Origin of the sequence: Pseudomonas sp. W2Aug9 (assembly GCF_023127755.1) — a bacterium.
In the GTDB taxonomy this organism is placed as follows: Bacteria; Pseudomonadota; Gammaproteobacteria; order Pseudomonadales; family Pseudomonadaceae; genus Aquipseudomonas; species Aquipseudomonas synxantha_A.
The window spans coordinates 264,640-288,070 of sequence record NZ_SPKL01000008.1 but is presented as its reverse complement, the minus strand read 5'-3'; the positions used below and the strand labels follow the sequence as shown (position 1 = coordinate 288,070).

Sequence of the window (23,431 nt, the reverse complement as noted above, 5' to 3'; positions counted from 1 at the left end):
GGGCGATTCCTCAGGCTTGAACGCTCAGACCGAATTCGGCCGAGGCATCCTGCAGCCACAACCACCAGTAATCGGAGAAGCTGCGACGGATCAGCAGTTCCCAGGTGTCTTCAGCGGTATGGCGGATCACCAATTGCGACTTGGCGAACACCGTGCCCACCGCCTTGCCCACCGGGAAATTATTGGGGTGTACGTCGTAGCTGGTGGACTTCATCAGCACATCGCGCACGTTAGGGCCGCTGAGCTCGAGAATCTGCTGGCCGCCGCTGACGTTGACGATCTGGATGTGCAAATCCCCCAAGGCGGCACGCAGGTTTTGTTCAGCGGCAAATTCATCGCCGCTCGGCACGATCAGCAGCCACTCGTCCGGGCCAAGCCATTGCAGGCTGGTCTCGCCGTTGACGGTCACGCTTAGCGGGCCGGGCAGTTCAATGCCGACGGCCTGGAGTACGCCAGCGGCGAAGGCGGCATCATGGCCATCGCCACGGATAGTCAGGTGGCCGAGGAGTTTCTTTTCACGCACGGTCACGCCGGCGTTCTTGCGGCCCTTGCCGACCAGGCTGGCGAGGTCTGCATGGTGCAGCGACGACTCGGCCTTGGCGCTGGTGGTGGGGCGTTGTTGGTAAACATTGGCTGCTGTCATAAAGCACCTTTCCTGAATTCTGTGGTGACTGTTCTGGCCTCATCGGGAGCAAGCCCCCTCCCACACTTGGAATGCATTCCCCTGTGGGAGCTGGCTTGCCTGCGATGGCCGCGACGCGGTCTATCAAATGTTCTGGCGATCACCTTTCGGGTCAAAGAACACCGAAGACACAATCTCCGCCTCGATCACGCTGCCATCGGCCTGCGGTGAGAACACCCGCTCACCGATGCGCTTCAAGCCACCCTTCACCACACCCATGGCAAACGAATAACCCAGGGAGTTGTGCGCATAGCTTGAAGTGACGTGACCGACCATCTTCATCGGAATCGTCTGCTTTGGATCGAACACCAACTGCGCGCCTTCCGGCAGCCATACGTTTGGATCAATCGGCTTCAAGCCCACCAGTTGCTTACGCTCTTCACGCACACAGTCTTCGCGATTCATGCCGCGCCAGCCGATCCACGAGAACGGTTTGGTACGGCCTACGCACCAGCCCATGTTCAGGTCGTCCGGGGTCATCGAGCCGTCGGTGTCTTGCCCGACGATGATGAAGCCCTTCTCGGCGCGCAGGACGTGCATGGTCTCGGTGCCGTACGGGGTCAGGTTGTACTTTTTGCCGGCCTCGACGATCTTCTCCAGCACGCCCATGGCGTAGTCGGCCTGCACGTTGACTTCGTACGACAGCTCACCGGTAAACGAGATACGGAACACCCGCGCCGGTACACCGCCGACCAAACCTTCCTTCCAGGTCATGAACGGGAAGCCATCCTTGTCCAGGTCGATGTCGGTGACTTCCGCCAGCAGCTTGCGGCTGTTGGGGCCAGACAGGGTCATGGTCGCCCAATGGTCCGTGACCGAGGTGAAGTACACCTTGAGGTCAGGCCATTCGGTCTGTTGGTAGATTTCCAGCCACTGGAGAACGCGGGCGGCGCCGCCGGTGGTGGTCGTCATCAGGAAGTGGTTGTCGGCCAGACAGGCAGTGACGCCGTCGTCGAAGACCATGCCGTCTTCCTTGCACATCAGACCGTAGCGCGCCTTGCCCACATCGAGCTTGGTCCAGGCGTTGCTGTAGATGCGGTTGAGGAACTCACGCGCATCCGGGCCCTGGATATCGATCTTGCCGAGGGTGGAGGCATCCAGCAGGCCGACGCTGTCACGCACCGCCAGGCATTCGCGCTTCACCGCGGCGTGCAGATCTTCACCGTTACGCGGGAAATACCATGGGCGTTTCCACTGGCCGACATCCTCAAACTCGGCGCCGTTCTTCACGTGCCAGGCTTGCAGCGCGGTGTAGCGCACCGGTTCGAAAATGTGCCCACAGTGACGGCCCGCCACCGCGCCGAACGTCACTGGCGTGTAGTTGGGACGGAACATGGTGGTGCCCATCTGCGGGATGGTCACGTTCAGCGAACGGGCGGCGATGGCCAGGCCGTTGACGTTACCCAGCTTGCCCTGGTCAGTACCGAAGCCCAGCGCGGTGTAGCGTTTGACGTGCTCGACCGATTCGAAACCTTCGCGGGTGGCCAGTTCGATGGCGGCTGCGGTGACGTCATTTTGCAGGTCGACAAATTGCTTCGGCGCCCGTGCAGTGGCTTTTTCGTGGGGCACCTGGAACAGCGCCAGCGTCGGCTCTTCCAGACGGCTCAAGGCTTTAGGCAGCACACCTTCCACCGGCGCAAAACCGGCTTCACTGGCCGCACGCACGCCACCTTCAAAACCATCGGCGAGGGAATCGCCAAGGCCGTAGACACCGTTGATACCGCCGACGCACACGCGTTTCTGCGGTGCTTCGCCCGGTACAAACCCGAGGATATCTTCACGCCAGGTCGGCTTGCCGCCCAGGTGCGAGGCCAAGTGGACCACCGGGCTGTAACCGCCTGAACTGGCGACCAGGTCGCAGTCCAGCCACTCGCCGGGGCTGGTGACTTTATGCGCTTTCACATCGATCGCGGCCACGCGGGCAGCGGTCACATGCTTGCTGCCACGCGCTTCGATCACGGCGCTGCCGGTGAGGATGCGAATGCCTTTGGCGCGGGCTTCTTCCACCAGCGCGCCACGTGGGTTGTGACGGGCATCAGCCACCGCCACCACCGAAAGGCCCGCATCAAACCAGTCCAGTGCGACGCGATAGGCATGGTCGTTGTTGGTCGACAGCAGCAGCTTTTTGCCCGGCGCCACACCGTAGCGGCGCACATAGGTAGAGACCGCTCCGGCCAGCATATTGCCCGGCACATCGTTGTTGCCGTACACCAGCGGACGCTCACACGCGCCGGTGGCCAGCACCACGCGCTTGGCGCGCACACGGTGGATACGCTGACGCACCACGCCAATCGGCGCACGGTCACCGAGGTGATCGGTGAGGCGCTCGTGAATGGTCAGGAAGTTATGGTCGTGGTAGCCGTTGACGGTGGCGCGGGGCAGCAGTACCACGTCCGGCAGGGCTTTCAATTCGGCAATGACGCTGGCAACCCATTCGGTGGCCGGCTTGCCGTCGAGGCTTTCGCGGGAATCGAGCAGCGAGCCACCGAACTCTTCCTGCTCGTCGGCGATGATCACCCGCGCACCGCTGCGCGCAGCGGCCAATGCAGCCGCGAGGCCGGCAGGGCCTGCGCCCACGACCAGCACGTCGCAATGACGGTTGAAGTTGTCGTAGGTGTCCGGGTCGTTCTCGGTCGGCGAGCGGCCTAAGCCTGCGGCCTTGCGGATGTACTTCTCGTAGGTCATCCAGAACGATTGCGGATACATGAACGTTTTGTAGTAGAAGCCCGGCGGCATCAGCTTGCCGCCGACCTTGCCGAGAATGCCCATCACGTCGTTGTTAACGTTCGGCCAGCCGTTGGTGCTGGTGGCAACCAGGCCCTGGTACAGCGCCTGTTGGGTGGCGCGCACGTTAGGAATTTGCGTGGCTTCGGTAGCACCGATCTGCAGCACTGCGTTCGGCTCTTCGGCGCCGGCGGCAAAGATGCCGCGAGGGCGCGAGTACTTGAAACTGCGGCCGATGATGTCGACGCCGTTGGCCAGCAACGCGGCGGCCAGGGTATCGCCTTCAAAGCCTTTGTAAGTCTGGCCGTTGAAACTGAAAGTCAGGACTTTATTGCGGTCGATGCGGCCACCGTTGGACAGGCGATTGATCTGGCTCATACCTTCTCTCCAGAAGCCTTGGCGGTGAACTGGGGTTTTTCGCCAATCTTGTAGGTTTCAAGAATTTCGTAGGTGACGGTGTCGCGGGTGGCATTGAAGTACTGGCGGCAACCGGCAGCATGGATCCACAGTTCGTGGTGCAGGCCGCGAGGGTTGTCGCGGAAGAACATGTAGTCGCCCCACTCTTCATCGGTGCAGGCATTCGGGTCCAGCGGGCGCGGGATGTGCGCTTGGCCGGACGCGTGGAATTCCTCTTCGGAGCGCAGTTCGCCGCAGTGAGGACAGAAGATATGCAACATAGGGAATTTCTCCTGTTAGTGGGCGACGGCCGCAGCGCCATGTTCATCGATCAACGCACCGTTGTGGAAACGGTCGATGGAGAAAGGTGCGGCCAGCGGGTGCATTTCACCCTTGGCCAGGCTCGCAGCAAACACGTTGCCTGAGCCCGGCGTGGCCTTGAAGCCACCGGTGCCCCAACCGCAGTTGAAGAACATGTTCGGTACCGGGGTCTTGGAGATGATCGGGCAGGCATCCGGCGTGGTGTCGACGATGCCGCCCCACTGGCGGTTCATGCGCACCCGCGACAGCACCGGGAACATCTCGACGATGGCCTGAATGGTGTGCTCAATGACCGGGTACGAACCACGCTGGCCGTAGCCGTTGTAGCCGTCGATACCGGCACCGATCACCAGGTCGCCCTTGTCGGACTGGCTGATGTAGCCGTGCACGGCGTTGGACATGATCACGCTGTCGATAATCGGCTTGATCGGCTCCGACACCAACGCTTGCAACGGGTGGGATTCGATCGGCAGGCGGAAACCGGCCAGCGAGGCCATGTGCCCGGAGTTACCAGCAGTGACGACGCCGACGCGCTTGGCGCCGATAAAGCCCTTGTTGGTCTCCACACCGATGCACACGCCGTTTTCCTTGCGGAACCCGATCACTTCGGTTTGCTGGATCAAGTCCACGCCCAAGGCATCGGCAGCACGGGCAAAGCCCCAGGCTACGGCATCGTGACGGGCTACGCCGCCGCGACGTTGCACGGTGGCGCCCAGCACGGGGTAGCGGGTGTTTTTCGAGCAGTCCAGGTATGGAATCTCGTCAGCTACTTGCTGGGCATTGAGCAGTTCGCCGTCCACGCCGTTGAGGCGGTTGGCGCTCACACGGCGTTCGGAGTCGCGGATGTCTTGCAGGGTGTGGCACAGGTTGTACACGCCGCGCTGGGAGAACATCACGTTGTAGTTGAGGTCCTGAGACAAACCTTCCCAGAGTTTCATCGCATGTTCGTACAAATGCGCGGACTCGTCCCACAGGTAGTTGGAACGCACGATGGTGGTATTGCGCGCAGTGTTACCGCCGCCCAGCCAGCCTTTCTCGACCACAGCCACGTTGGTGATGCCGTGCTCCTTGGCCAAGTAGTAGGCGGTCGCCAGACCATGCCCGCCGCCACCGACGATGACCACGTCGTAGACTTTTTTCGGCGTGGGCGTGCGCCACATTTTCTGCCAGTTTTCGTGATGGCTGAGGGAGTGCTTGAAGAGGCCGAAGCCTGAGTAGCGTTGCATAGTCATTACTCCAAAACCGCGCTCAGCGATAAACCGGAAAATCAGCGCACAGGGCAGACACGTGTTTGGCCACGTTGGCCTCGACATCGGCGTCGCCGAGGTTGTCGAGGATGTCGCAGATCCAGCCAGCCAACTCGATGCACTGCGGCACCTTGAAACCACGGGTGGTCACCGCCGGAGTGCCGATGCGCAGGCCCGAGGTCACGAACGGCGACTGCGGGTCATTCGGCACGGCGTTCTTGTTGACGGTGATGTGGGCGCGACCGAGGGCGGCGTCCGCGTCTTTGCCGGTGAGGCCCTGACGGATCAGGCTGACCAGGAACAAGTGGTTATCGGTGCCGCCGGAGACCACATCGTAGCCACGCTTGATGAACACCTCGGCCATCGCCTGGGCGTTGTCGATCACTTGTTGCTGATACGCTTTGAAGCCGGGCTCCAGCGCTTCCTTGAAGCACACCGCCTTGCCGGCGATCACATGCATCAGCGGGCCGCCCTGGGCACCGGGGAACACCGCAGCATTGAGTTTCTTTTCAATCGCTTCGTTGGCCTTGGCCAGAATCAGGCCGCCCCGAGGACCGCGCAGGGTCTTGTGGGTAGTGGTAGTGACCACGTCGGCGTAGGGCAGCGGGTTGGGGTACAGGCCGGCGGCCACCAGGCCGGCGACGTGGGCCATGTCGACGAACAGCAGCGCGCCCACTTTGTCGGCAATCTGACGGAAGCGTGGGAAATCCAGGGTTTTGGAGTAGGCAGAGAAACCGGCCACCACCATCTTCGGCTGGTGCTCGACCGCCAGGCGCTCGACTTCGTCGTAGTCGATCAGGCCGGTGTCGGTGTTGATGCCGTATTGCACTGCGTTGTACAGCTTGCCCGAGGACGACACTTTGGCACCGTGAGTCAGGTGACCGCCGTGGGCCAGGCTCATGCCCAGAATGGTGTCGCCGGCATTGATCAGCGCCAGGTACACCGCGCTGTTGGCGGACGAACCGGAGTGCGGCTGCACGTTGGCGTAATCGGCGCCGAACAGCTGCTTGGCGCGCTCGATGGCCAGGGCCTCGACCTTGTCCACATGCTCGCAGCCACCGTAGTAGCGCTTGCCCGGGTAGCCTTCGGCGTACTTGTTGGTCAGGCCGCTGCCTTGGGCTTGCATCACGCGTTTGCTGGTGTAGTTCTCCGACGCGATCAGCTCGATATGGTCTTCCTGACGCTGCTCCTCGGCATTCATGGCCGCCAGCAGTGCGTCGTCATATCCCTGGATCTGGTCTTGTTTGCTGAACATCGCGTCTCTCCCAGCCTTTCGTATTGTTGAAGCCCTCGCAGGGCCCTTTGATGCGATGGTAGGGCTGGCGCGTACAGGTCAAATGCCTGCGCACGCCACGCAAAGGTGCGTTTACGACATGGACTGAAGAATGTGCAAAGCTTGTGTGGGAGCTGGCTTGCCTGCGATGGCATCGCTGCGGTGCAACTGGCAGACCGAGGTGTCTGCATCGCAGGCAAGCCAGCTCCCACAGGGGTCAGGCGATGAGCTTGCGAACGAGTAGCAACAGAAGAAAATGCATGGGATACAGGGCATAGGCCCAGCGCCGCATGGCGGGTGGCTTGGCGTTTTTGCCATGTCGCAATAAGACCAATCCTGCCAGCGGCGCAATCAGACATGCAGCCAACCCCAACTGCGCCACAGGCGTGCCGCTATTGAGCAGAATCTGCCATTGATTCGCGGCGACGCAGACCAAACCCGGCAGCACGCTGAAATACCAGGGCCGGCGAAACACCAACAGCATCGCCAGTGGCAGCAATACACCAAAGAAACCGAACATCAACTGGGTTGAAAACACAGCTGCTATTGTGACAGCGATCAGCGCCAATCCTCGATCAACCAACGCCTTCTGCTGCCAACCTCGGGCAACCAGCAGGCCCAGCGCCAGAGTCGGCAACACGTTCAAGGTATCGGCATCTTCGATGAACATCCGATAAGGCACTTCGCTGATCACGCTGAACAGCAGCAACCACCCCAGGTAGCGCCGATGGCCGGTCACCGGAGCGTTCCGGGCCCTGTGCAAATTGGCCGCAATCGCCAGGCAAAACCACGGGAACGCCAGGCGCCCAGGCACATACAGCCCATCCAGGCTCAACCCCACATAGCGCAGGTGATCGAGCACCATGCTCAGCAGCGCCAGCCACTTGAGTAAGTCCAAAGCGCCATCTCGGACACGTCCGACAGGCAAGGTATGAGTACCGTGCATAATTCCCCAACGACTTTGCATTTACAGAGCGTGCGCGCCCCTGACAATCTTGGTTAAAGTGCGCACCAACATCGACCACAGGAATGGGCCATGACCGACAAGAGCCAACAATTCGCCAGCGACAACTATTCCGGCATCTGCCCGGAAGCCTGGGCCGCCATGGAACAAGCCAACCACGGCCATCAACGCGCTTACGGTGATGACGAGTGGACCCATCGCGCCGCCGACGGTTTCCGCAATTTGTTCGAAACCGACTGCGAAGTGTTCTTCGCCTTCAACGGCACCGCCGCCAACTCCCTGGCACTGTCCTCGCTGTGCCAGAGCTACCATAGCGTGATTTGCTCGGAAACCGCCCACGTTGAAACCGACGAATGCGGCGCACCGGAGTTTTTCTCCAATGGCTCCAAGCTGCTCACTGCACGCACCGAGAACGGCAAGCTGACGCCGGAATCGATCCGCGAGATCGCCCTCAAGCGCCAGGACATCCACTACCCCAAACCGCGCGTGGTCACCCTGACCCAGGCCACCGAAGTCGGCAGCGTGTACACCCCGGAAGAAATCCGCGCCATCAGCGCCACCTGCAAAGAGCTGGGCCTGAACCTGCACATGGACGGTGCCCGCTTCTCCAACGCCTGCGCGTTCCTGGGTTGCTCACCGGCCGACCTGACCTGGAAAGCCGGGGTGGACGTGCTGTGCTTTGGCGGCACCAAGAACGGCATGGCGGTGGGTGAAGCCATCCTGTTCTTCAATCACAAGCTGGCCGAAGACTTCGACTACCGCTGCAAACAGGCCGGCCAGTTGGCATCAAAGATGCGCTTCCTGTCCGCCCCGTGGGTAGGCTTGCTGGAAAACGATGCCTGGCTCAAGCACGCACGCCACGCCAACCACTGCGCGCAATTGCTCAGCAGCCTGGTTGCGGACATCCCCGGCGTGGAATTGATGTTCCCTGTGCAAGCCAACGGCGTATTTCTGCAACTCTCGGAGCCAGCCATTGCGGGGCTTACAGCCAAGGGTTGGCGCTTCTACACCTTTATCGGTAAAGGTGGGGCGCGATTCATGTGTGCGTGGGACACAGAAGAAGAGCGTGTACGAGAATTAGCCGCCGATATCAGGGAAGTCATGAGGGCTTAACGTGGGAATTCGGCCAGCGAATACTGGCCGATTGCCGAGTCTGTTTTTTGATATTTCTGACAGCTGCGCGCTGGATATTCGTTGACTAGCCTCTTGGTACCCGGAAGGAAAACGCAGTCATAACCGCCACTTTCCGGGTTCGCTACCCGCCGAATAATCGGCTGGAAACGTAAATCCAATGGAGAGCTTAATCATGGAATATCAAAGCAACGGCAACACCCTGCAAAGCGATGGCACTATCAGCACCACGGTGATTGACTGGGATGAGTTCAGGAAGTACGCCAAAGTCGGGGACACCATCCGCGAACCTTCGAGGACGTTGAGGATCTACGATAAAGCCTATGAATTGACAGCATCAGGCCAGCATTTCGTCGTGCATATCTACGCGCAGTAACCGTTACTCCTGGAAGCACGCGCCGAAGACTCATGACCCTCGGCGCACAGCCGACCGCACATTCCCACGTTCCTGCGTGGGAATGTGCGAGGTATTAGAACTCGATGCGCACATCGCCCTTCGGCACACTGCAGCACGACAGGATGTAGCCTTCAGCTTCGTCTTCCTCGGTGATCCCGCCGTTGTGTTCCATCTCCACCTCCCCGCCCAGCTTCATCACCTTGCACGTGCCGCAGATACCCATGCCGCAGGCTTTGGGGATCAACAGGCCAAGCTTGGCAGCTGCTGCGTGGACAGTCTCGCCGGGGGCCACCCGAATGCTTTTGCCCGATGCGATGAACTCCACCTGGTGCAGATCCGCGAGGTCGATTTCCGGCGCATCCGCCGCTTGCTCGGCCTGCTCCACGGCGTCAGCCCGCGCTTCCGGCGGCGTAGCACCAAAGGATTCTTCGTGATAACGCGCCATATCGAAACCGGCGGTTTCCAGCAGGCGTTTCACTGCGCTCATGTAAGGCGTCGGGCCGCAACAGAATACTTCGCGCTCCAGGAAGTCCGGCACCATCAGTTCCAGCATCTTGTGATTCAGATAACCGCGGTAGCCGGCCCAGGGTTCACCCAGGCCATGCTTTTCGCAAATCAGGTGCAAGCTGAAATTGTCGATCCGCGACGCCATGTGCTCCAGCTCGCGGTGGTAGATGATGTCCTTGGGTGAACGCGCACTGTGAACAAACGTCATGTCGACATTAGCGTTGGTGTCGTAGAACCAGCGCGCCATGGACATGACTGGGGTGATCCCCACCCCGCCGCTCAGGTACAGCACTTTCGGGCTGGGGAAGTCGATCGCGTTGAACAGCCCGACCGGGCCGTGCACCGCCAGCTCCTGGCCCTCGTGCAGCGTGTCATGCAGCCAGTTGGACACACGCCCGCCCGGTACACGCTTGATGGTTACCGAAAAGCTGTAAGGCACCGACGGTGAACTGGAGATCGTGTAGGAGCGCATGATCGGCTGGCCTTCGATTTCCAGCTCCAGGGTGACGAATTGCCCGGGCTTGAAGAAGAACAGGATCGGCTGGTCAGCCATAAAACAGAAGGTGCGCACGTCCCAGGTTTCCTGGATGACTTTGACGCAACGGACGATGTGCCGACCATTGGCCCAGGTCTGGGTGGTTACCGGATTCAGGAAATTGCTAGACATGTTGTTCTCCACCGCCGACGTCGGCCTTATGGTGGCGATTCTGCGTAACGCCGGGGCCACCCATTTACCTATCTGCGACATTCACATACTTACGGCGACCAGCCCCCAAAGACAGGGCCTTGCGCGTCGGGATCAGATTGGGCCATGTCGCCCATGGATAAGGTTCGACCCAACGCCGGGCCCACACTCGCTCCCAACAAAGACGCGTTCTTTACGCCTTGCTGCAAACCTGATCAGCCACTATTCGCCGGCCACACAGAATGGCCATGAGGACACACACGATGGACGTCACCGCAACCTTAAGCTTGGGCGATCCGCTGGAACCCGCACGCAAGGCCACCGCGCAAATGCTGCACGAGCGCGAGCGCACCTTTTCGCTGCCACAGCCGTTCTACTCTGATGAGCGGCTGTTTGATATCGACATGCAGGAGATCTTCCAGAAAGAGTGGTTGATTGCCGGCATGACCTGCGAAATCCCCACCAAGGGCAACTACCTGACCCTGCAAGTGGGCAAGAACCCGATCATCGTGATCCGTGGCGCCGAAGGCGTGGTGCATGCATTCCACAACGTCTGCCGCCACCGTGGTTCGCGCTTGTGCACCAGCGAAAAGGGCAAGGTCGCCAAACTGGTTTGCCACTACCACCAATGGACCTACGAACTGGACGGTCGCCTGTTGTTCGCCGGTACCGAGATGGGCGCCGACTTCGACATGAAGCAGTACGGCTTGAAACCGGTAAACGTGAAGACCGCCGGCGGCTACATTTTCATCAGCCTGGCCGAGACCCCGCCGGCCATCGATGACTTCCTGTCGACGCTCAGCCATTACATGGAACCCTACGACATGGAAAACACCAAGGTGGCGATCCAGACCACCTTGTTCGAAAAAGCCAACTGGAAGCTGGTGCTGGAAAACAACCGCGAGTGCTACCACTGCAACGCGTCGCACCCGGAACTGCTCAAAACCCTGCTGGAATGGGACGACGTCACCGACCCGCGCGCCGACCAGGCGTTCAAGGACCACGTAGCCGCCTCCGCCGCCGCCTGGGATGCCGAGAAGATCCCTTACGCCCACGCCAGCTTCGGCCTGCGTAACCGCATCGTGCGTATGCCGCTGCTCAAGGGCACAGTGTCGATGACCCTGGACGGCAAGCAGGGCTGCGCCAAACTGATGGGCCGCATCAAGAACCCGGACCTGGGCTCGATGCGCATCCTGCACCTGCCTCATTCGTGGAACCACTGCATGGGCGACCACATCATCGTGTTCACCGTGTGGCCGATCAGCGCCCAGGAAACCATGGTCACCACCAAGTGGATCGTGCACAAGGACGCCGTGGAAGGCGTGGACTACGATGTGGAGCGCATGCGCCAGGTGTGGGACGCCACCAACGACCAGGACCGTCGCCTGGCCGAGGAGAACCAGCGCGGCATCAACTCCACCGCCTACCAGCCTGGCCCGTACTCCAAGACCTATGAGTTTGGCGTGGTGAACTTTGTGGACTGGTACAGCGAGCGCATGTTGAACAACTTGGGGGCCGCGCCTGCTCCGTACCTCAAAGGTGTGGCTGCACACGAGTAACTGACGCCCTATGGATCAAAAATGTGGGAGGGGGCTTGCTCCCGATAACGGAGTATCAGCCAATGCATGTGCAAGCTGAGCCATCCCTATCGGGAGCAAGCCCCCCCTCCCACACTTCAAGCAGACGCTGCCTACTATTTGATCAACTCTCGCGCAGACCGCTAACACCCTGCCCTCCAGCCTTTGTCCAACAACTTATCCACAAAGCCACCCACAGCAATTGTGGGCAAGTCGGTGTGCGGCTTAAATTAAATCAAGAAAATCCGTGACTTATTTGAAACCAAGGGATCCATCCTTACCTGATCATTTATTGATCATATCTGTGCAGACCTTGATTCATATGGCCTACAGCACTAAGCGAACACCTTATCCACAGATGCACCAACAGACTTTGGGGGCAACTTTATCCAACCTGTGGAAAAGCGCACAAACCCTGCATAAATCGGGCTTCCCGGGGTTTCAATGCAGAAAAAAGCCGAAACTGATCGAATTTCGATCAACCTCCTGAAAGCCTTTGTTTACATGGCTTACAGAAGATAGCGAACATCTTATCCACAGATGCGCCAACAGACTTTGGGGGCAAGTCAGTACTGCCAACCGGGAAAACTCCTGGAAAAACCGCAGTTTAGGCTGGCTATTTTTCGTACAGAGGGCTGCAAGGCTTGATACATAGGGGGTGTGGACAACCGCGAACAGGTTATCCACAAGCGGATCAACAGCGATTGTGGGTAAACCGCAGAACTCATGCGGGAGGGAGCGCGCCCCCTCCCACAGCGGATCAGCGTACGACACCCTCTTCAATCAACAGCTTGAGAATCGCCTGAGCGCCCTCTTCAGCACTCACACCCTTGAGCACCTGCCCACCACCGCCACTGGCCTTGGCCGTGGCAGCCTTCATACGGTCGGCGCCGCTCTTGGCCTTGATCACCTTAAGACGCTTGGGCCTTGGCTTGGCCGGTTGCAGCAGGGCGCCTGTGAATAACTCGTCCTGTTCGATCTCCACCTCATGGGCCGCCAGTTCGCCACGTTGCGCCGGGCCGTATGCACTCTGGCGCGGTTTGGGCGCAGCGTTATCCACGGTGGCCAGAAACGGCAGGCGCACTTTAAGGCGCCGCCGCTGGCCGCGAGGCAAGGCTTGCAGTACATGGGCGACGCCCGCGTCGATGGATTCCACCTGGGCCAACCCTACAATCAACGGCCAACCCAATTGTTCTGCCAGCAAAAACGGCAACATGCCCGAGCCTTCGCCGGTTTCCGCCTGACTGCCGGTGAGTACCACCTGGGCGCCGGCGTCATGCAGGTATTCACTGAGTACCGGCAAGGCATCGGCGCCGGGCGGCTGTTCCAATACATGCAGTTGCGCCAGCCCCATCCCCAGGTAGCTACGCAAGGTCGGCTCGTTGATATCGCCGGCGTGCAGCACCTGCAACTTATCCCCAGCCATTTGCAGGCCCAGCTCGACAGCGCGGGCGTCCTGCTCCGCACGGCGCGGGCGCCCGGAAGTGGGGTGGGCGCCGATGGATACCAAGCTGATTACAGTGGTTGTCATGGTCATGTCCCTAAGCTGCATCGCGCTTGGCGCCGTTGCGGTAGGCCTGCACCGCATCGATCAAGGCTTGCAGAATCGCGGCGCTTTCGCCGATCACCGACAGGTCGGCACGCTTGATCATGTCGCAGGTCGGGTCGAGGTTGATCGCCACCACCTTGTCGCAGGCCCCGATGCCTTGCAGGTGCTGGATCGCCCCGGAAATACCCACGGCCACGTACACCCGCGCCGTGACCCAGGTGCCGCTGGCGCCGACCTGACGATCACGCGCCATGAAGCCATCGTCCACCGCCACCCGCGACGCGCCCTCGGTGGCGCCCAGGGCTGCGGCGGTCTGGTGGAACAGCGCCCAGTCCTTCACGCCATTGCCACCGGAGAAAATGAATTCCGCTTCGGCCATGGGAATCGCCGCAGGATCCACCGCCACCGCCCCCAGGTCCTCGATACGCGACAAACTGCGCGCCAGGCTTGTGGATAACTCTACGGGCAGTACCTCATGCCGGGTCTCGCTGACCGGGTCGGCACACTCAACGGCCGCCAGGATCAGGCGCGGCAGCGGCCGGGCCAAATCTTGCTGGCCCGCCCCCGCACGGCCGATGCACTCATCGCCCTTGATTTGCCAAACGCGTGTCGCCGGGCGTTCCTTGAGGCTGGCGGCAAAGCGCCGACCCAATTCACCGCCGCCGCTGCGGCTGTCCGGCAGTAGCCAGTGGCGCGGATTGAACTGGTTATCCACAGCGCGCAGGCCTTGTACGCGTTGCTCCGGTGAATAACCGTCGAACGCGTGGCCGTCCAGTACCAGCAGGCGATCGACACCGGCAGTGGCGAAGGTGTTTTCCTTGTGTTCGCCAAACACCACGGCCAGCACCGCGCCGTCGCTGCCAGCCAGTTGCCTGGCCAGGCCAAGCAAGTCACGGTCGTGGCTGCTCAAGCGGCCACCGACCATGTCCGGCACCACACTGATGTAGAACGCGGGCGTTGGCACCTGATGCAGTGGCAACTGTACCTCCACCGCCGCCGTACGCTTGGCCGCACCGCCCTGTTGGGCGCCGCTGCGGTCGATACGTTTGATGCCGTTGGGGCCGATAAAACCGACACCGTGCACGTTTTTACGAATGATGCCGTTGGGGCCCATCCAGCTCTGCTGCACGGGCTGCATGGCCGCGTGCAAGGGGTGAAGACGGTTACGGGCGATCCATTCGGCCCGAGGGTCACGGCGAATAATGTCGCTCATCAATGCACCTCCGCGGGTTCACGTTTAGGCGCTTTTGCCGGCACAGGGTCTTCAAGCAAAGCGTCGGCCACAAGCTCGGCAATATCCTTGATCAATGGCCGCGGCTCGACCACACCTTCAAGCATCGCCGTACATTGCGGGCAGCCCACGGCCACCAGTTCGGCACCGGTTTCGCGGATGTCTTCCATGCGCATGTCGGGGATACGTTGCTTGCCGGGAATGTCAGTGATCGGCGCGCCGCCGCCACCGCCACAGCAGCGCGAACGGAAGCCTGAGCGTTGCATTTCCTTGACCTCGATGCCCAACGCCCGCAGCACTTGGCGCGGTGCCTCGTATTCGCCGTTGTAGCGGCCCAGGTAACAAGGGTCGTGGTAGGTCACGCTGCTGCCTTTGTGCTGGCCCAGGTTGAGCGCGCCGTCGCCGATCAACTCGGCCATGAAGGTGCTGTGATGCTGTACGAAGTAATTGCCGTTGAAGGCGCCGTACTCGTTTTTCAGCACATGGAAACTGTGCGGGTCGCAGGTAACAATGCGCTTGAAGCTATATTTGCCCAACGTCTGGATATTGCGCGAGGCCAACAATTGGAAAGTTGCTTCATCGCCCAGACGCCGCGCTACGTCACCGCTGTCGCGTTCTTCCAGGCCAAGTACCGCAAAGTCCACCCCCGCCGCCTTGAGCACTTTGACAAACGCCCGCAGGGTGCGTTGGTTGCGCATGTCGAAGGCACCGTCGCCGACCCAGAACAGCACCTCGCAGCTGCCCTTGTCACTGAGCAACGGCAGGTTCAGGTCCGCCGCCCAGTTGAGGCGACCGCCCGGTGCGAAACCGCCAGGGTTGTCGGTGGCAATCAGGTTTTCCAGGACTTCGGCGCCCTTGTTCGGCGTGGCACCTTTTTCCAGGGTGAGGTGGCGGCGCATGTCGACGATGGCGTCAACGTGCTCGATCATCATCGGGCACTCTTCCACGCAGGCGCGGCATGTGGTGCACGACCACAACGTCTCGGCATCCACCAGGCCATTGACGATCGGCTGATGCAGGTTACCGCCGTGTTCGCCCACCGGTTTGCCTGGGTATGGGCTACCGGCGAACTTGGCATCGGTGCCACCGGCCAGGCCGACGACCATGTCTTGGATAAGCTTTTTCGGGTTCAGGGGCTGGCCGGCAGCGAACGCCGGGCACGCTGCTTCGCACTTGCCGCATTGCACGCAGGCGTCGAAGCCGAGCAACTGGTTCCAGGTGAAATCCTTGGGCTTTTCCACGCCAAGCGGCGCGGTTTTATCACTGAGGTCCAGCGGCTTCAAACCAGTGGAGCGGCCACCGCCGAAGCGCTCGGCGCGGCGGTGCCAGGCCAGGTGCAGGGCACCCGCGAAGGCGTGCTTCATCGGCCCGCCCCAGGTCATGCCGAAAAACATTTCCGATACGCCCCACAGCACGCCCACGCTCAGCAGCGCAGCGAGCAGCCAGCCGCCAAAGTCAGCGGGCAGAATCCCGGCCACCGGCAAGGTCACCAGGAAAAAGCTCACCGAGAACGCCATCAGGCTTTTCGGCAGGCGCATCCATGGGCCCTTGGACAGGCGCGCAGGCGGATTGCGGCGGCGCAGGTACATGAAGATCGCGCCCACAAACATCAACGCCGAAGCCAGCAGCAAGGCATAGCCGAGAATGCGGTTCTGCAGGCCGAAGCCGTGCACCGCAATAGCCAGCAGCGCCGACAGCACAAAGCCCAGCGCCGTGGCGACGTGGGTATTGGCAATGTATTTGTCGCGGGCGACCACGTGGTGCAAGTCGACCATGTAGCGCTTGGGCATAGCCAAAAGACCGCCAAGCAAGTCGACTTTGGATGCACGCCCACGGCGCCACATGCTCATGCGGCGCAAGGCGCCGAGGACGGCGAGCCCCAAAGCGGCAAACAAGAGAATTGGCAACAAGGTGTTCAACATGATGAAGCTCCCACAGACCACACAGGTCTACTGTGAAACTGGCCTTGAATGTGGGAGGGGGCTTGCTCCCGATGGCGGAGTGTCAGTTGATACTGTTGTAGCTGACCCACCGCTATCGGGGGCAAGCCCCCTCCCACATTTGAACCGAGTCCACTTTTTGGTTCGGTGTCGGCTTAGAAATCCTTGCACAGGCGCAGGGCGTCGTAGATCGCAGCGTGGGTGTTGCGCTGGGCCACACAGTCACCAATGCGGAACAGCAAGTACCCCTCGCCCGCCTCGCTCAAGCACGGCTGCGGTTTGATCGCAAACAAGGCTTCGACGTCGATCTGGCCCTTGTTGCGTGAGCCTTCCTTGAGCCCGTAGTAAAGGGCCTCGTCCGGGCGTACACCGTTCTCCACCACCACCTGGTCGACCACCCGCTCTTCTTTGGCGCCGGTGTATTCGTTTTCCAGCACTGCCACCAGCTTGTCGCCCTCGCGATAGACCTTTTCCAGCATCATGTCGCCGGTCATGATCACTTCCTTGGGGTACATGCTGCGGTAGTAAGTCGGGAACGACGTACCGCCAATTGCCACACCGGGCTTGATGTCGTCGGTGACGATTTCCACCTGGCAGCCTTTGTCCGCCAGGAAGTCCGCCACCGACATGCCGGTGAACTCGCAAATGGTGTCGTACACCAGCACGTTCTTGCCCGGCGCGACTTTGCCGTCAAGCACATCCCAACTGCTCACCACCAAGCCTTCGGCGGCGCCCCAATGTTCGTTCTGTTCGATGAACGGATGCCCGCCCACCGCCAGCACCACCACGTCCGGACGCAGGTCCAGAATGGTCTCGGCATCCGCCGCCACGCCCAGGCGCAGGTCGACTTTCAAGCGCGCCAACTCCAGCTGGTACCAGCGAGTGATACCGGCGATCTGGTCGCGCTGCGGCGCTTTCGAAGCGGTGGTGATCTGCCCGCCGATGAACTCTTTTTTCTCCAACAGGGTTACGTCGTGGCCGCGTTCGGCGGCGACACGTGCTGCCTCCATACCAGCGGGGCCTGCGCCCACCACGACCACCTTGCGCTTGGCCCCGGTGGTTTTCTCGATGATGTGCGGCACGCCCATGTATTCACGGGAGGTCGCGGCATTCTGGATGCACAGCACGTCCAGGCCCTGATACTGGCGGTCGATGCAGTAGTTGGCGCCCACGCATTGCTTGATCTGGTCGATCTGGCCCATCTTGATCTTGGCAATCAGGTGCGGGTCGGCGATGTGCGCACGGGTCATGCCGACCATGTCCACATAGCCGCCTTCGAGGATGCGCGTGGCCTGGTTCGGGTCCTTGATGTTCTGCGCGTGCAGCACCGGAACCTTGACCACTTCCTTGATCCCGGCTGCCAGGTGCAAGAACGGCTCCGGTGGGTAACTCATGTTCGGGATCACGTTGGCCAGGGTGTTGTGGGTGTCGCACCCCGAGCCCACCACGCCGATGAAGTCGAGCATACCGGTGTCGTCGTAATACTTGGCGATCTGCTTCATGTCCTCATGGGACAAGCCGTCCGGGTGGAACTCGTCACCGCACAGGCGCATGCCCACGCAGAAGTCATCGCCCACTTCGGCACGCACGGCCTTGAGTACTTCCAGGCCGAACTTCATGCGGCCTTCAAAGCTACCGCCCCATTCGTCGGTACGCTTGTTGACCCGCGGGCTCCAGAACTGATCGATCATGTGCTGGTGCACGGCAGACAGCTCGACGCCATCCAGGCCACCGGCCTTGGCACGACGCGCCGCCTGGGCGTAGTTGCCGATCACGCGCCAGATTTCTTCCGGCTCGATGGTCTTGCAGGTGGCACGGTGCACCGGCTCACGCACGCCGGACGGCGACATCAGGGTCGGCCAATTGAAGCCGTCCCAGCGTGAGCGACGGCCCATGTGGGTAATCTGGATCATGATCTTGGCGCCATGCTTGTGCATGGCGTCGGCCAGGTTCTGAAAGTGCGGGATGATGCGGTCGGTGGACAGGTTCACCGAACTCCACCACTCCTGGGGGCTGTCGATGGCCACCACCGAGGACCCGCCGCAGATCGCCAGGCCGATACCGCCCTTGGCTTTCTCTTCGTAGTACTTCACATAGCGGTCGGTGGTCATGCCGCCGTCGGTGGCATACACCTCGGCGTGGGCGGTACTGAGCACGCGGTTGCGGATGGTCAGCTTGCCGATCTGGATCGGCGCAAACATTGCTTCGAAAGCCATGGCACGGTCCTCGGCTTACAACGGTTTGACGGTGAACAGGCCATCGTCGTGGCCCTCTTCGGAGCCTCCGTAGACTTGTTCGGCGACAGTGCGGATCTTGCTGCCACGGGCCTCAAGAATCTGGTCCATGGCACCGGCAAACCAGCCGGTGAACATGTAGTCGACTTTGCGCCCGACCTTTCCGTACACGTAGACGAACGCCGAGTGCTCAAGCTTGACGCTGGCGGTGCCTTTATCCAGGTCGATGTCCTGGATCTTGAACAGGCCCCAGCCACGTTGCGACAGGCGCTTCATGTAGTGTTCGAACACCGCGACGCCTTCCAGGCCGTGGCACTCGGCTTCTTTCTCACACCAGTGCCAGGCGGATTTGTAGCCGGCCTTGTAGAGGATCTCGGCGTAGGCATCAGCGCCCAGCACTTCTTCGATACCCATGTGGTTGTTGACGAAGAAATGGCGCGGCACGTACAGCATGGGCAGGGCGTCGGAGGTCCAGACACCGGTTTCGCTGTCGACTTCGATTGGCAATTGCGGGGCGATCTTGGCCATGGAAACTTAACTCCAGAAAAATTCGTTGTGGTGTTGCCGATAGGTGTCTGGCTTATTCGCCCCAGACGTCCTTCAAGACGTTGACCCAGTTCTCGCCCATGATCTTGCGTACCACGCGCTCGGGGTGGCCACGCTTGAGCAGGGTCTCGGTGAGGTTGGGGAATTCACCCACGGTGCGGATGCCCAGCGGGTTGATGATCTTGCCGAAGCTGGTCAGGCGGCGGGCGTAGCCCTTGTCATGGGTAAGCATTTCAAAGAAATCCTGGCCATGCCCCTGGGTGAAGTCGGTGCCAATGCCGATGGCGTCTTCGCCGACGATATTCATGGTGTATTCGATGGCTTCGGCGTAGTCGTCGATGGTCGAATCGATGCCCTTGGCCAGGAACGGCGCGAACATGGTCACGCCGACAAACCCACCGTGGTCGGCGATGAACTTGAGTTCTTCATCGGACTTGTTGCGCGGGTGTTCCTTGAGCCCGGACGGCAGGCAGTGGGAATAGCACACCGGCTTTTTCGATTCGAGGATGACTTCTTCGCTGGTCTTGGAACCAACGTGGGACAGGTCGCACATAATGCCGACACGGTTCATCTCGGCGACGATTTCGCGCCCGAAGCCCGACAACCCGCCGTCGCGCTCGTAGCAGCCGGTGCCCACCAGGTTCTGGGTGTTGTAGCACATCTGCACCACGCCAACGCCGAGCTGCTTGAAGATCTCGACATAGCCGAGCTGGTCTTCAAACGCATGGGCATTCTGGAAGCCGAAGATGATGCCGGTCTTGCCCTGTTCCTTGGCACGGCGGATGTCGGCGGTGGTTTTCACCGGGATCACCAGGTCACTGTTCTCGCGGATCAGGGTCTGGCTGGCGACGATGTTATTGATCGTGGCCTGGAAGCCTTCCCACACCGACACCGTGCAGTTGGCGGCGGTGAGGCCGCCTTTGCGCATGTCTTCGAACAGGTCGCGGTTCCACTTGGCAATAATCAGACCGTCGATAACGATGCTGTCGGCGTGCAACTCGGCTGGGCTCATCAGGCGTCCCCTTATTGGCGATTCATGCGCCGAATCGTCTGCCGGCGCTTTGGGGCCAGCATATGCCCAGGGACAACCCGAGCCGGGTGCAAAAACGACAGGGGAATTGCCGAAAGCGTCAATCCACGACAAAGGCTGTGCAGACATGCCTGACGGGCGACTGTTCTTTGTCTTACGCTTGAGCCAGAATTGCGCATCACGTGATATGAGACGGCGCAATGAAATCGATTTTCCTGGCTTTGGCACTCATCGCAACCGGCGTTCACGCAGCCGAAGACACCGACAGCACGCCGTGCGACGGCATCGAAAACGACAAACAGACCCTGGCCTGCGCCGCCTACAACAAAACCACCGCCGAGCAATTGCTCAAGGATAACTATCAGGGCCTGCTGGAGCGCATGGCTTCAACCTACGGCAGCGACAAGACCAAACTGGCCGACATTACCGCCCGTCTGAAGGACGCCCAGCAGAAATGGGAAAAACTGCGCGATGCCGATTGCGCGGTGGACACCTTCCCGGCGGTCAATGGCAGCAAGGAGTATGCGATTGCGCAGAATGATTGCCTGGCGCGGATGAGTGATGAGCGGTCGGAGTTTTTGGAGTCGATTGGGCAGGAGTGATTTGCGCACCCTATTGGCCAAGCAAGTCCCACGCTGCTTTTGCGCGCTCGTCAAATTTAACGATGCTTTCCCTCTCAAGGATGAGTACTGAACAATGCAATGGTTTCCTACCCCTCCCACCGACAACCTGTACAAATTTGCCGCTGTTTGCGGCTTGCTGATGCTCGGCGGCGCGCTGTTTGCCATCCTGTCATTGGCTTACCTGGATTATCGAATCGAAGTACAGACCAACGCGTCTCTGGACAACTTTTCAAACCAGCATAATCAGAGATTATTCGAAAACCGCATCACCGCTCTTAAAGAGGGTGACACCGAGAAAGACTATATCCCGCAGCTTTCAAAGAAATTAAATAACGATCCGGATTTTTTAGCAGCTGCATTGAAAATCCAGTCAGAGCTGAAGGCCGGCTACAAACCTGCTGATCCTGACACCCTCGATCTTGTATTTAACTTCGTACGTGCTCGAGAGGCGCTTTCATTGATCGCCCTCGTCATATACGCCCTCGTCGCATCATGGCTAACCGTATTTGGCCTAAGCGGCTGGCGCAAAAAAATCCACGGGCCAAACGAGCGCCAAAATGAACTCGACGAAGAAATCAAGAAAGCCAGTTTGTTGAAATTGCACATTGAGATCTCTCAAATGCAGCCCATGAGCGAAACCGTAAAGAAGCTGTTTGAGCTTGGCGGTATCATGCGCCCCGATAAATAACTTACCCATGAGCATTTTCTGGGGCGCGGAGCATTCCATGACTACTTGCGGCATCGAAATCAAAGGCAGCGAAGCCATCATCGCCCTCGCCGCTCTGGACAACCAGGCACTGACCCACATCGCCCTGGCCACCAAGAAAATCGCCCTTGATGACGACGATGAAGCGGCCAACGTCAAAGCCTTCGCCGCCCAGGTAAAGGCCTTCGTGCAGGCGAACGCCATTACCCGTATCGCGATCAAGAAGCGCAGCAAAAAAGGCGAGTTTGCCGGCGGCCCGACGACGTTCAAGATTGAAGGGGTGTTTCAGTTGCTGGACGGGGTGGAGGTGATGCTGCTGTCGCCGCAGACCATCAATGCACAGAACAAGAAGCACACCTTTGATCTGCCCGCGACGCTGAACAAGTACCAGCATGAAGCCTACAAGGCGGCATGCTCGGCCCTGGTAAAGAAATAAGCCACACCCGCTCTCTTTAGGAGCCGGCCTTTTAGCGCGGTGCAGGGCTTTTGTGTTGCAGCCAGTCACCGAAGGTTTTGTCCTCCAGGGCATAGCCGCCTCGGCTCGACTTCCACACCAGTTCCTTATCGCGCAGGGCATCGATGCAGGCCTGGATGGTCTGGGTACCCGGCACCACGTCGCTACCCATCTTTTCCAGCGCCTTGCTGACAGCCGTGAGGGTGCTATCGGTGAATGGCGCGAAGGGTTCGTTGTTTTGAGAACGCTCCACCATCACCTCCAGCACGGCGCGCTGAGGGATGGTCAGGGCGTTCCAGGCGCTTTCGAACTCGGTCCATACACCCGCGCGCAGCAGTTCTGCACGACTGTGCAGCAGTTGGCCCAGATTGCTCGCCTCGCCCAGCTCCAATGCGACTTCACCGATGATCGTGCGCAACATCTCGGGACGCCGACCTACCCGCTCAAACGCCTCATCAATATCAGCCGCGTTGAATTGGTTGTTCTTGGCCAGGTGCGCGTTGAGGTGCACGGTGTAGGCCTGGGTGAACGCTTTGCCCAGCAGCGGAAACGGCGTGATGCTGGAACCGAAGAATGGCTGGCTTTTACCCAATACCAAATGGGCGAGCTTGTCGCGATTGGATCCGGTAAACACCAGGCGCAAACCGCTGCCCTCCTCGTAACGGCCTTGGTTGAGCTGATCCCGGGCAGCCTTCAACGCGAACATCGCATTGATACCTGATTCGGTGGTTAATGCGTGCTGTGCTTCGTCAATCACCAGCACAACGGGTTTTCCTGCAGCCCTATGGAGCAATTCCAACGCTTGGGTCAGCGTCGCACCGACAGGCAATTGTGGCTTGGTAAAGTCCCAGGAAAGCGTACGCAGAAAGCTTAGTTTCTCGATGCCAATGTTCTTTGCCAGTTTGCGAATGCCCTTTTCAAACGGCACCAACGCCCCCGCAATGGCACTCGCGATCAGCTCGGCGGGGTCTTTTTCCTTGTTGGCCCACAGGTCGACATACACCGCCAGCCAGCCCCGGAGCTGACATTCCGGAATCAGGTCCTCGCGCAGAAAGGTGCTTTTGCCCGTGCGTCGGGGCGCCGCAAGAAACAGGCCGGAGGTGAAATCCTGAATACCGGCCCCCACCAGGCCATCGGCAATACTGCTTGCCAGGGTGGGGCGGCGAAACACAAAGCCGCTGTGCGTGGACATGATTTTATACTCAATTATGGAA

The 23,431-nt window shown here is 60.2% G+C and carries 20 protein-coding genes; 6 read left to right on the top strand and 14 right to left on the bottom strand.

What is annotated here, in order from left to right; all coding sequences use genetic code 11:
- Positions 1 to 10 precede the first annotated feature (10 nt).
- From soxG to E3O56_RS05930, 6 genes are all read right to left on the bottom strand, one after another.
- Positions 11 to 643, bottom strand: coding sequence for a sarcosine oxidase subunit gamma family protein (gene soxG / locus E3O56_RS05955; RefSeq protein WP_032879088.1), 633 nt, complete (start codon positions 641 to 643; stop codon positions 11 to 13).
- 123 nt (positions 644 to 766) lie between these two features.
- On the bottom strand, positions 767 to 3,784 hold the full coding sequence (locus E3O56_RS05950; RefSeq protein ID WP_032879087.1) for a sarcosine oxidase subunit alpha: 3,018 nt from the start codon (positions 3,782 to 3,784) through the stop codon (positions 767 to 769).
- Positions 3,781 to 4,083: a sarcosine oxidase subunit delta gene (locus E3O56_RS05945; RefSeq protein ID WP_027605979.1), complete on the bottom strand. Its 303-nt coding sequence runs from the start codon at positions 4,081 to 4,083 to the stop codon at positions 3,781 to 3,783. Before E3O56_RS05945 ends, E3O56_RS05950 begins: the two co-directional genes overlap by 4 nt.
- A 15-nt stretch (positions 4,084 to 4,098) precedes the next feature.
- Positions 4,099 to 5,349 carry a sarcosine oxidase subunit beta gene (locus E3O56_RS05940; protein ID WP_003176546.1) on the bottom strand — a complete coding sequence of 417 codons (1,251 nt, stop codon included), beginning with the start codon at positions 5,347 to 5,349 and terminating at the stop codon, positions 4,099 to 4,101.
- Between the two features lie 22 nt (positions 5,350 to 5,371).
- On the bottom strand, positions 5,372 to 6,625 hold the full coding sequence (gene glyA / locus E3O56_RS05935) for a serine hydroxymethyltransferase (RefSeq protein WP_032879086.1): 1,254 nt from the start codon (positions 6,623 to 6,625) through the stop codon (positions 5,372 to 5,374).
- A gap of 235 nt (positions 6,626 to 6,860) precedes the next feature.
- A complete protein-coding gene (locus E3O56_RS05930) occupies positions 6,861 to 7,589 on the bottom strand; it encodes a TraX family protein (protein ID WP_148854074.1) in 729 nt (242 codons plus the stop codon).
- Between the two features lie 90 nt (positions 7,590 to 7,679).
- On the opposite strand from E3O56_RS05930, the gene E3O56_RS05925 reads away from it, so the two are divergent.
- Positions 7,680 to 8,720: a low specificity L-threonine aldolase gene (locus E3O56_RS05925; RefSeq protein ID WP_032879081.1), complete on the top strand. Its 1,041-nt coding sequence runs from the start codon at positions 7,680 to 7,682 to the stop codon at positions 8,718 to 8,720.
- A 193-nt stretch (positions 8,721 to 8,913) separates the two neighbouring features.
- The gene (locus E3O56_RS05920) at positions 8,914 to 9,114 is read left to right on the top strand and encodes a hypothetical protein (protein WP_078822512.1); all 201 of its coding nucleotides are present in this window, start codon (positions 8,914 to 8,916) and stop codon (positions 9,112 to 9,114) included.
- A 94-nt stretch (positions 9,115 to 9,208) separates the two neighbouring features.
- Here E3O56_RS05920 and gbcB read toward each other — a convergent pair whose 3' ends face one another.
- Entirely contained in the window at positions 9,209 to 10,309 is a 1,101-nt protein-coding gene (gbcB, locus tag E3O56_RS05915; RefSeq protein WP_032879077.1) for a glycine-betaine demethylase subunit GbcB, read from the bottom strand.
- A 281-nt stretch (positions 10,310 to 10,590) separates the two neighbouring features.
- Here gbcB and gbcA point away from each other — a divergent pair, with 281 nt between their 5' ends.
- The gene (gene gbcA / locus E3O56_RS05910; protein ID WP_032879076.1) at positions 10,591 to 11,886 is read left to right on the top strand and encodes a glycine-betaine demethylase subunit GbcA; all 1,296 of its coding nucleotides are present in this window, start codon (positions 10,591 to 10,593) and stop codon (positions 11,884 to 11,886) included.
- A 778-nt stretch (positions 11,887 to 12,664) separates the two neighbouring features.
- Here the strand turns inward: gbcA and E3O56_RS05905 are convergent.
- From E3O56_RS05905 to E3O56_RS05880, 6 genes are all read right to left on the bottom strand, one after another.
- Complete coding sequence (locus E3O56_RS05905; RefSeq protein WP_223017703.1) at positions 12,665 to 13,435, bottom strand: electron transfer flavoprotein subunit beta; 771 nt, start codon at positions 13,433 to 13,435, stop codon at positions 12,665 to 12,667.
- A 10-nt stretch (positions 13,436 to 13,445) separates the two neighbouring features.
- Positions 13,446 to 14,666, bottom strand: a complete 1,221-nt coding sequence (locus tag E3O56_RS05900; RefSeq protein ID WP_103735266.1) for an electron transfer flavoprotein subunit alpha/FixB family protein — start codon at positions 14,664 to 14,666, stop codon at positions 13,446 to 13,448.
- Complete coding sequence (dgcB, locus tag E3O56_RS05895) at positions 14,666 to 16,606, bottom strand: (Fe-S)-binding protein (RefSeq protein WP_248127975.1); 1,941 nt, start codon at positions 16,604 to 16,606, stop codon at positions 14,666 to 14,668. The genes E3O56_RS05900 and dgcB overlap by 1 nt, the downstream gene beginning before the upstream one ends.
- 173 nt (positions 16,607 to 16,779) lie before the next feature.
- On the bottom strand, positions 16,780 to 18,840 hold the full coding sequence (dgcA, locus tag E3O56_RS05890; protein ID WP_032879068.1) for a dimethylglycine demethylation protein DgcA: 2,061 nt from the start codon (positions 18,838 to 18,840) through the stop codon (positions 16,780 to 16,782).
- Between the two features lie 15 nt (positions 18,841 to 18,855).
- A complete protein-coding gene (locus tag E3O56_RS05885) occupies positions 18,856 to 19,386 on the bottom strand; it encodes a DUF5943 domain-containing protein (protein WP_005792152.1) in 531 nt (176 codons plus the stop codon).
- A 52-nt stretch (positions 19,387 to 19,438) separates the two neighbouring features.
- Positions 19,439 to 20,416, bottom strand: a complete 978-nt coding sequence (locus E3O56_RS05880) for a dipeptidase (protein WP_005792153.1) — start codon at positions 20,414 to 20,416, stop codon at positions 19,439 to 19,441.
- Positions 20,417 to 20,634: 218 nt separating this feature from the next.
- Between E3O56_RS05880 and E3O56_RS05875 the strand changes: the two genes are divergently transcribed.
- The 3 genes from E3O56_RS05875 (at position 20,635) to E3O56_RS05865 (ending at position 22,199) form a co-directional block, all read left to right on the top strand.
- Entirely contained in the window at positions 20,635 to 21,036 is a 402-nt protein-coding gene (locus tag E3O56_RS05875) for a lysozyme inhibitor LprI family protein (RefSeq protein ID WP_005792155.1), read from the top strand.
- Between the two features lie 94 nt (positions 21,037 to 21,130).
- Positions 21,131 to 21,745, top strand: a complete 615-nt coding sequence (locus E3O56_RS05870; RefSeq protein ID WP_032879060.1) for a hypothetical protein — start codon at positions 21,131 to 21,133, stop codon at positions 21,743 to 21,745.
- Positions 21,746 to 21,782: 37 nt separating this feature from the next.
- Positions 21,783 to 22,199, top strand: coding sequence for a DUF3010 family protein (locus tag E3O56_RS05865; RefSeq protein ID WP_248127974.1), 417 nt, complete (start codon positions 21,783 to 21,785; stop codon positions 22,197 to 22,199).
- A gap of 31 nt (positions 22,200 to 22,230) precedes the next feature.
- On the opposite strand, the gene E3O56_RS05860 is transcribed toward E3O56_RS05865, so the two are convergent.
- Positions 22,231 to 23,409 (bottom strand): hypothetical protein, encoded by a 1,179-nt coding sequence (locus E3O56_RS05860; protein ID WP_103735270.1) that lies wholly within the window; start codon positions 23,407 to 23,409, stop codon positions 22,231 to 22,233.
- Positions 23,410 to 23,431 lie beyond the last annotated feature (22 nt).

Excerpts from the sequence above, each read along its gene's own strand:
- soxG (WP_032879088.1), bottom strand. The coding sequence starts at position 643 with ATGACAGCAGCCAATGTTTACCAACAACGCCCCACCACCAGCGCCAAG.
- E3O56_RS05950 (WP_032879087.1), bottom strand. The coding sequence starts at position 3,784 with ATGAGCCAGATCAATCGCCTGTCCAACGGTGGCCGCATCGACCGCAAT.
- E3O56_RS05945 (WP_027605979.1), bottom strand. The coding sequence starts at position 4,083 with ATGTTGCATATCTTCTGTCCTCACTGCGGCGAACTGCGCTCCGAAGAG.
- E3O56_RS05940 (WP_003176546.1), bottom strand. The coding sequence starts at position 5,349 with ATGCAACGCTACTCAGGCTTCGGCCTCTTCAAGCACTCCCTCAGCCAT.
- glyA (WP_032879086.1), bottom strand. The coding sequence starts at position 6,625 with ATGTTCAGCAAACAAGACCAGATCCAGGGATATGACGACGCACTGCTG.
- E3O56_RS05930 (WP_148854074.1), bottom strand. The coding sequence starts at position 7,589 with ATGCACGGTACTCATACCTTGCCTGTCGGACGTGTCCGAGATGGCGCT.
- E3O56_RS05925 (WP_032879081.1), top strand. The coding sequence starts at position 7,680 with ATGACCGACAAGAGCCAACAATTCGCCAGCGACAACTATTCCGGCATC.
- E3O56_RS05920 (WP_078822512.1), top strand. The coding sequence starts at position 8,914 with ATGGAATATCAAAGCAACGGCAACACCCTGCAAAGCGATGGCACTATC.
- gbcB (WP_032879077.1), bottom strand. The coding sequence starts at position 10,309 with ATGTCTAGCAATTTCCTGAATCCGGTAACCACCCAGACCTGGGCCAAT.
- gbcA (WP_032879076.1), top strand. The coding sequence starts at position 10,591 with ATGGACGTCACCGCAACCTTAAGCTTGGGCGATCCGCTGGAACCCGCA.
- E3O56_RS05905 (WP_223017703.1), bottom strand. The coding sequence starts at position 13,435 with ATGACAACCACTGTAATCAGCTTGGTATCCATCGGCGCCCACCCCACT.
- E3O56_RS05900 (WP_103735266.1), bottom strand. The coding sequence starts at position 14,666 with ATGAGCGACATTATTCGCCGTGACCCTCGGGCCGAATGGATCGCCCGT.
- dgcB (WP_248127975.1), bottom strand. The coding sequence starts at position 16,606 with ATGTTGAACACCTTGTTGCCAATTCTCTTGTTTGCCGCTTTGGGGCTC.
- dgcA (WP_032879068.1), bottom strand. The coding sequence starts at position 18,840 with ATGGCTTTCGAAGCAATGTTTGCGCCGATCCAGATCGGCAAGCTGACC.
- E3O56_RS05885 (WP_005792152.1), bottom strand. The coding sequence starts at position 19,386 with ATGGCCAAGATCGCCCCGCAATTGCCAATCGAAGTCGACAGCGAAACC.
- E3O56_RS05880 (WP_005792153.1), bottom strand. The coding sequence starts at position 20,416 with ATGAGCCCAGCCGAGTTGCACGCCGACAGCATCGTTATCGACGGTCTG.
- E3O56_RS05875 (WP_005792155.1), top strand. The coding sequence starts at position 20,635 with ATGAAATCGATTTTCCTGGCTTTGGCACTCATCGCAACCGGCGTTCAC.
- E3O56_RS05870 (WP_032879060.1), top strand. The coding sequence starts at position 21,131 with ATGCAATGGTTTCCTACCCCTCCCACCGACAACCTGTACAAATTTGCC.
- E3O56_RS05865 (WP_248127974.1), top strand. The coding sequence starts at position 21,783 with ATGACTACTTGCGGCATCGAAATCAAAGGCAGCGAAGCCATCATCGCC.
- E3O56_RS05860 (WP_103735270.1), bottom strand. The coding sequence starts at position 23,409 with ATGTCCACGCACAGCGGCTTTGTGTTTCGCCGCCCCACCCTGGCAAGC.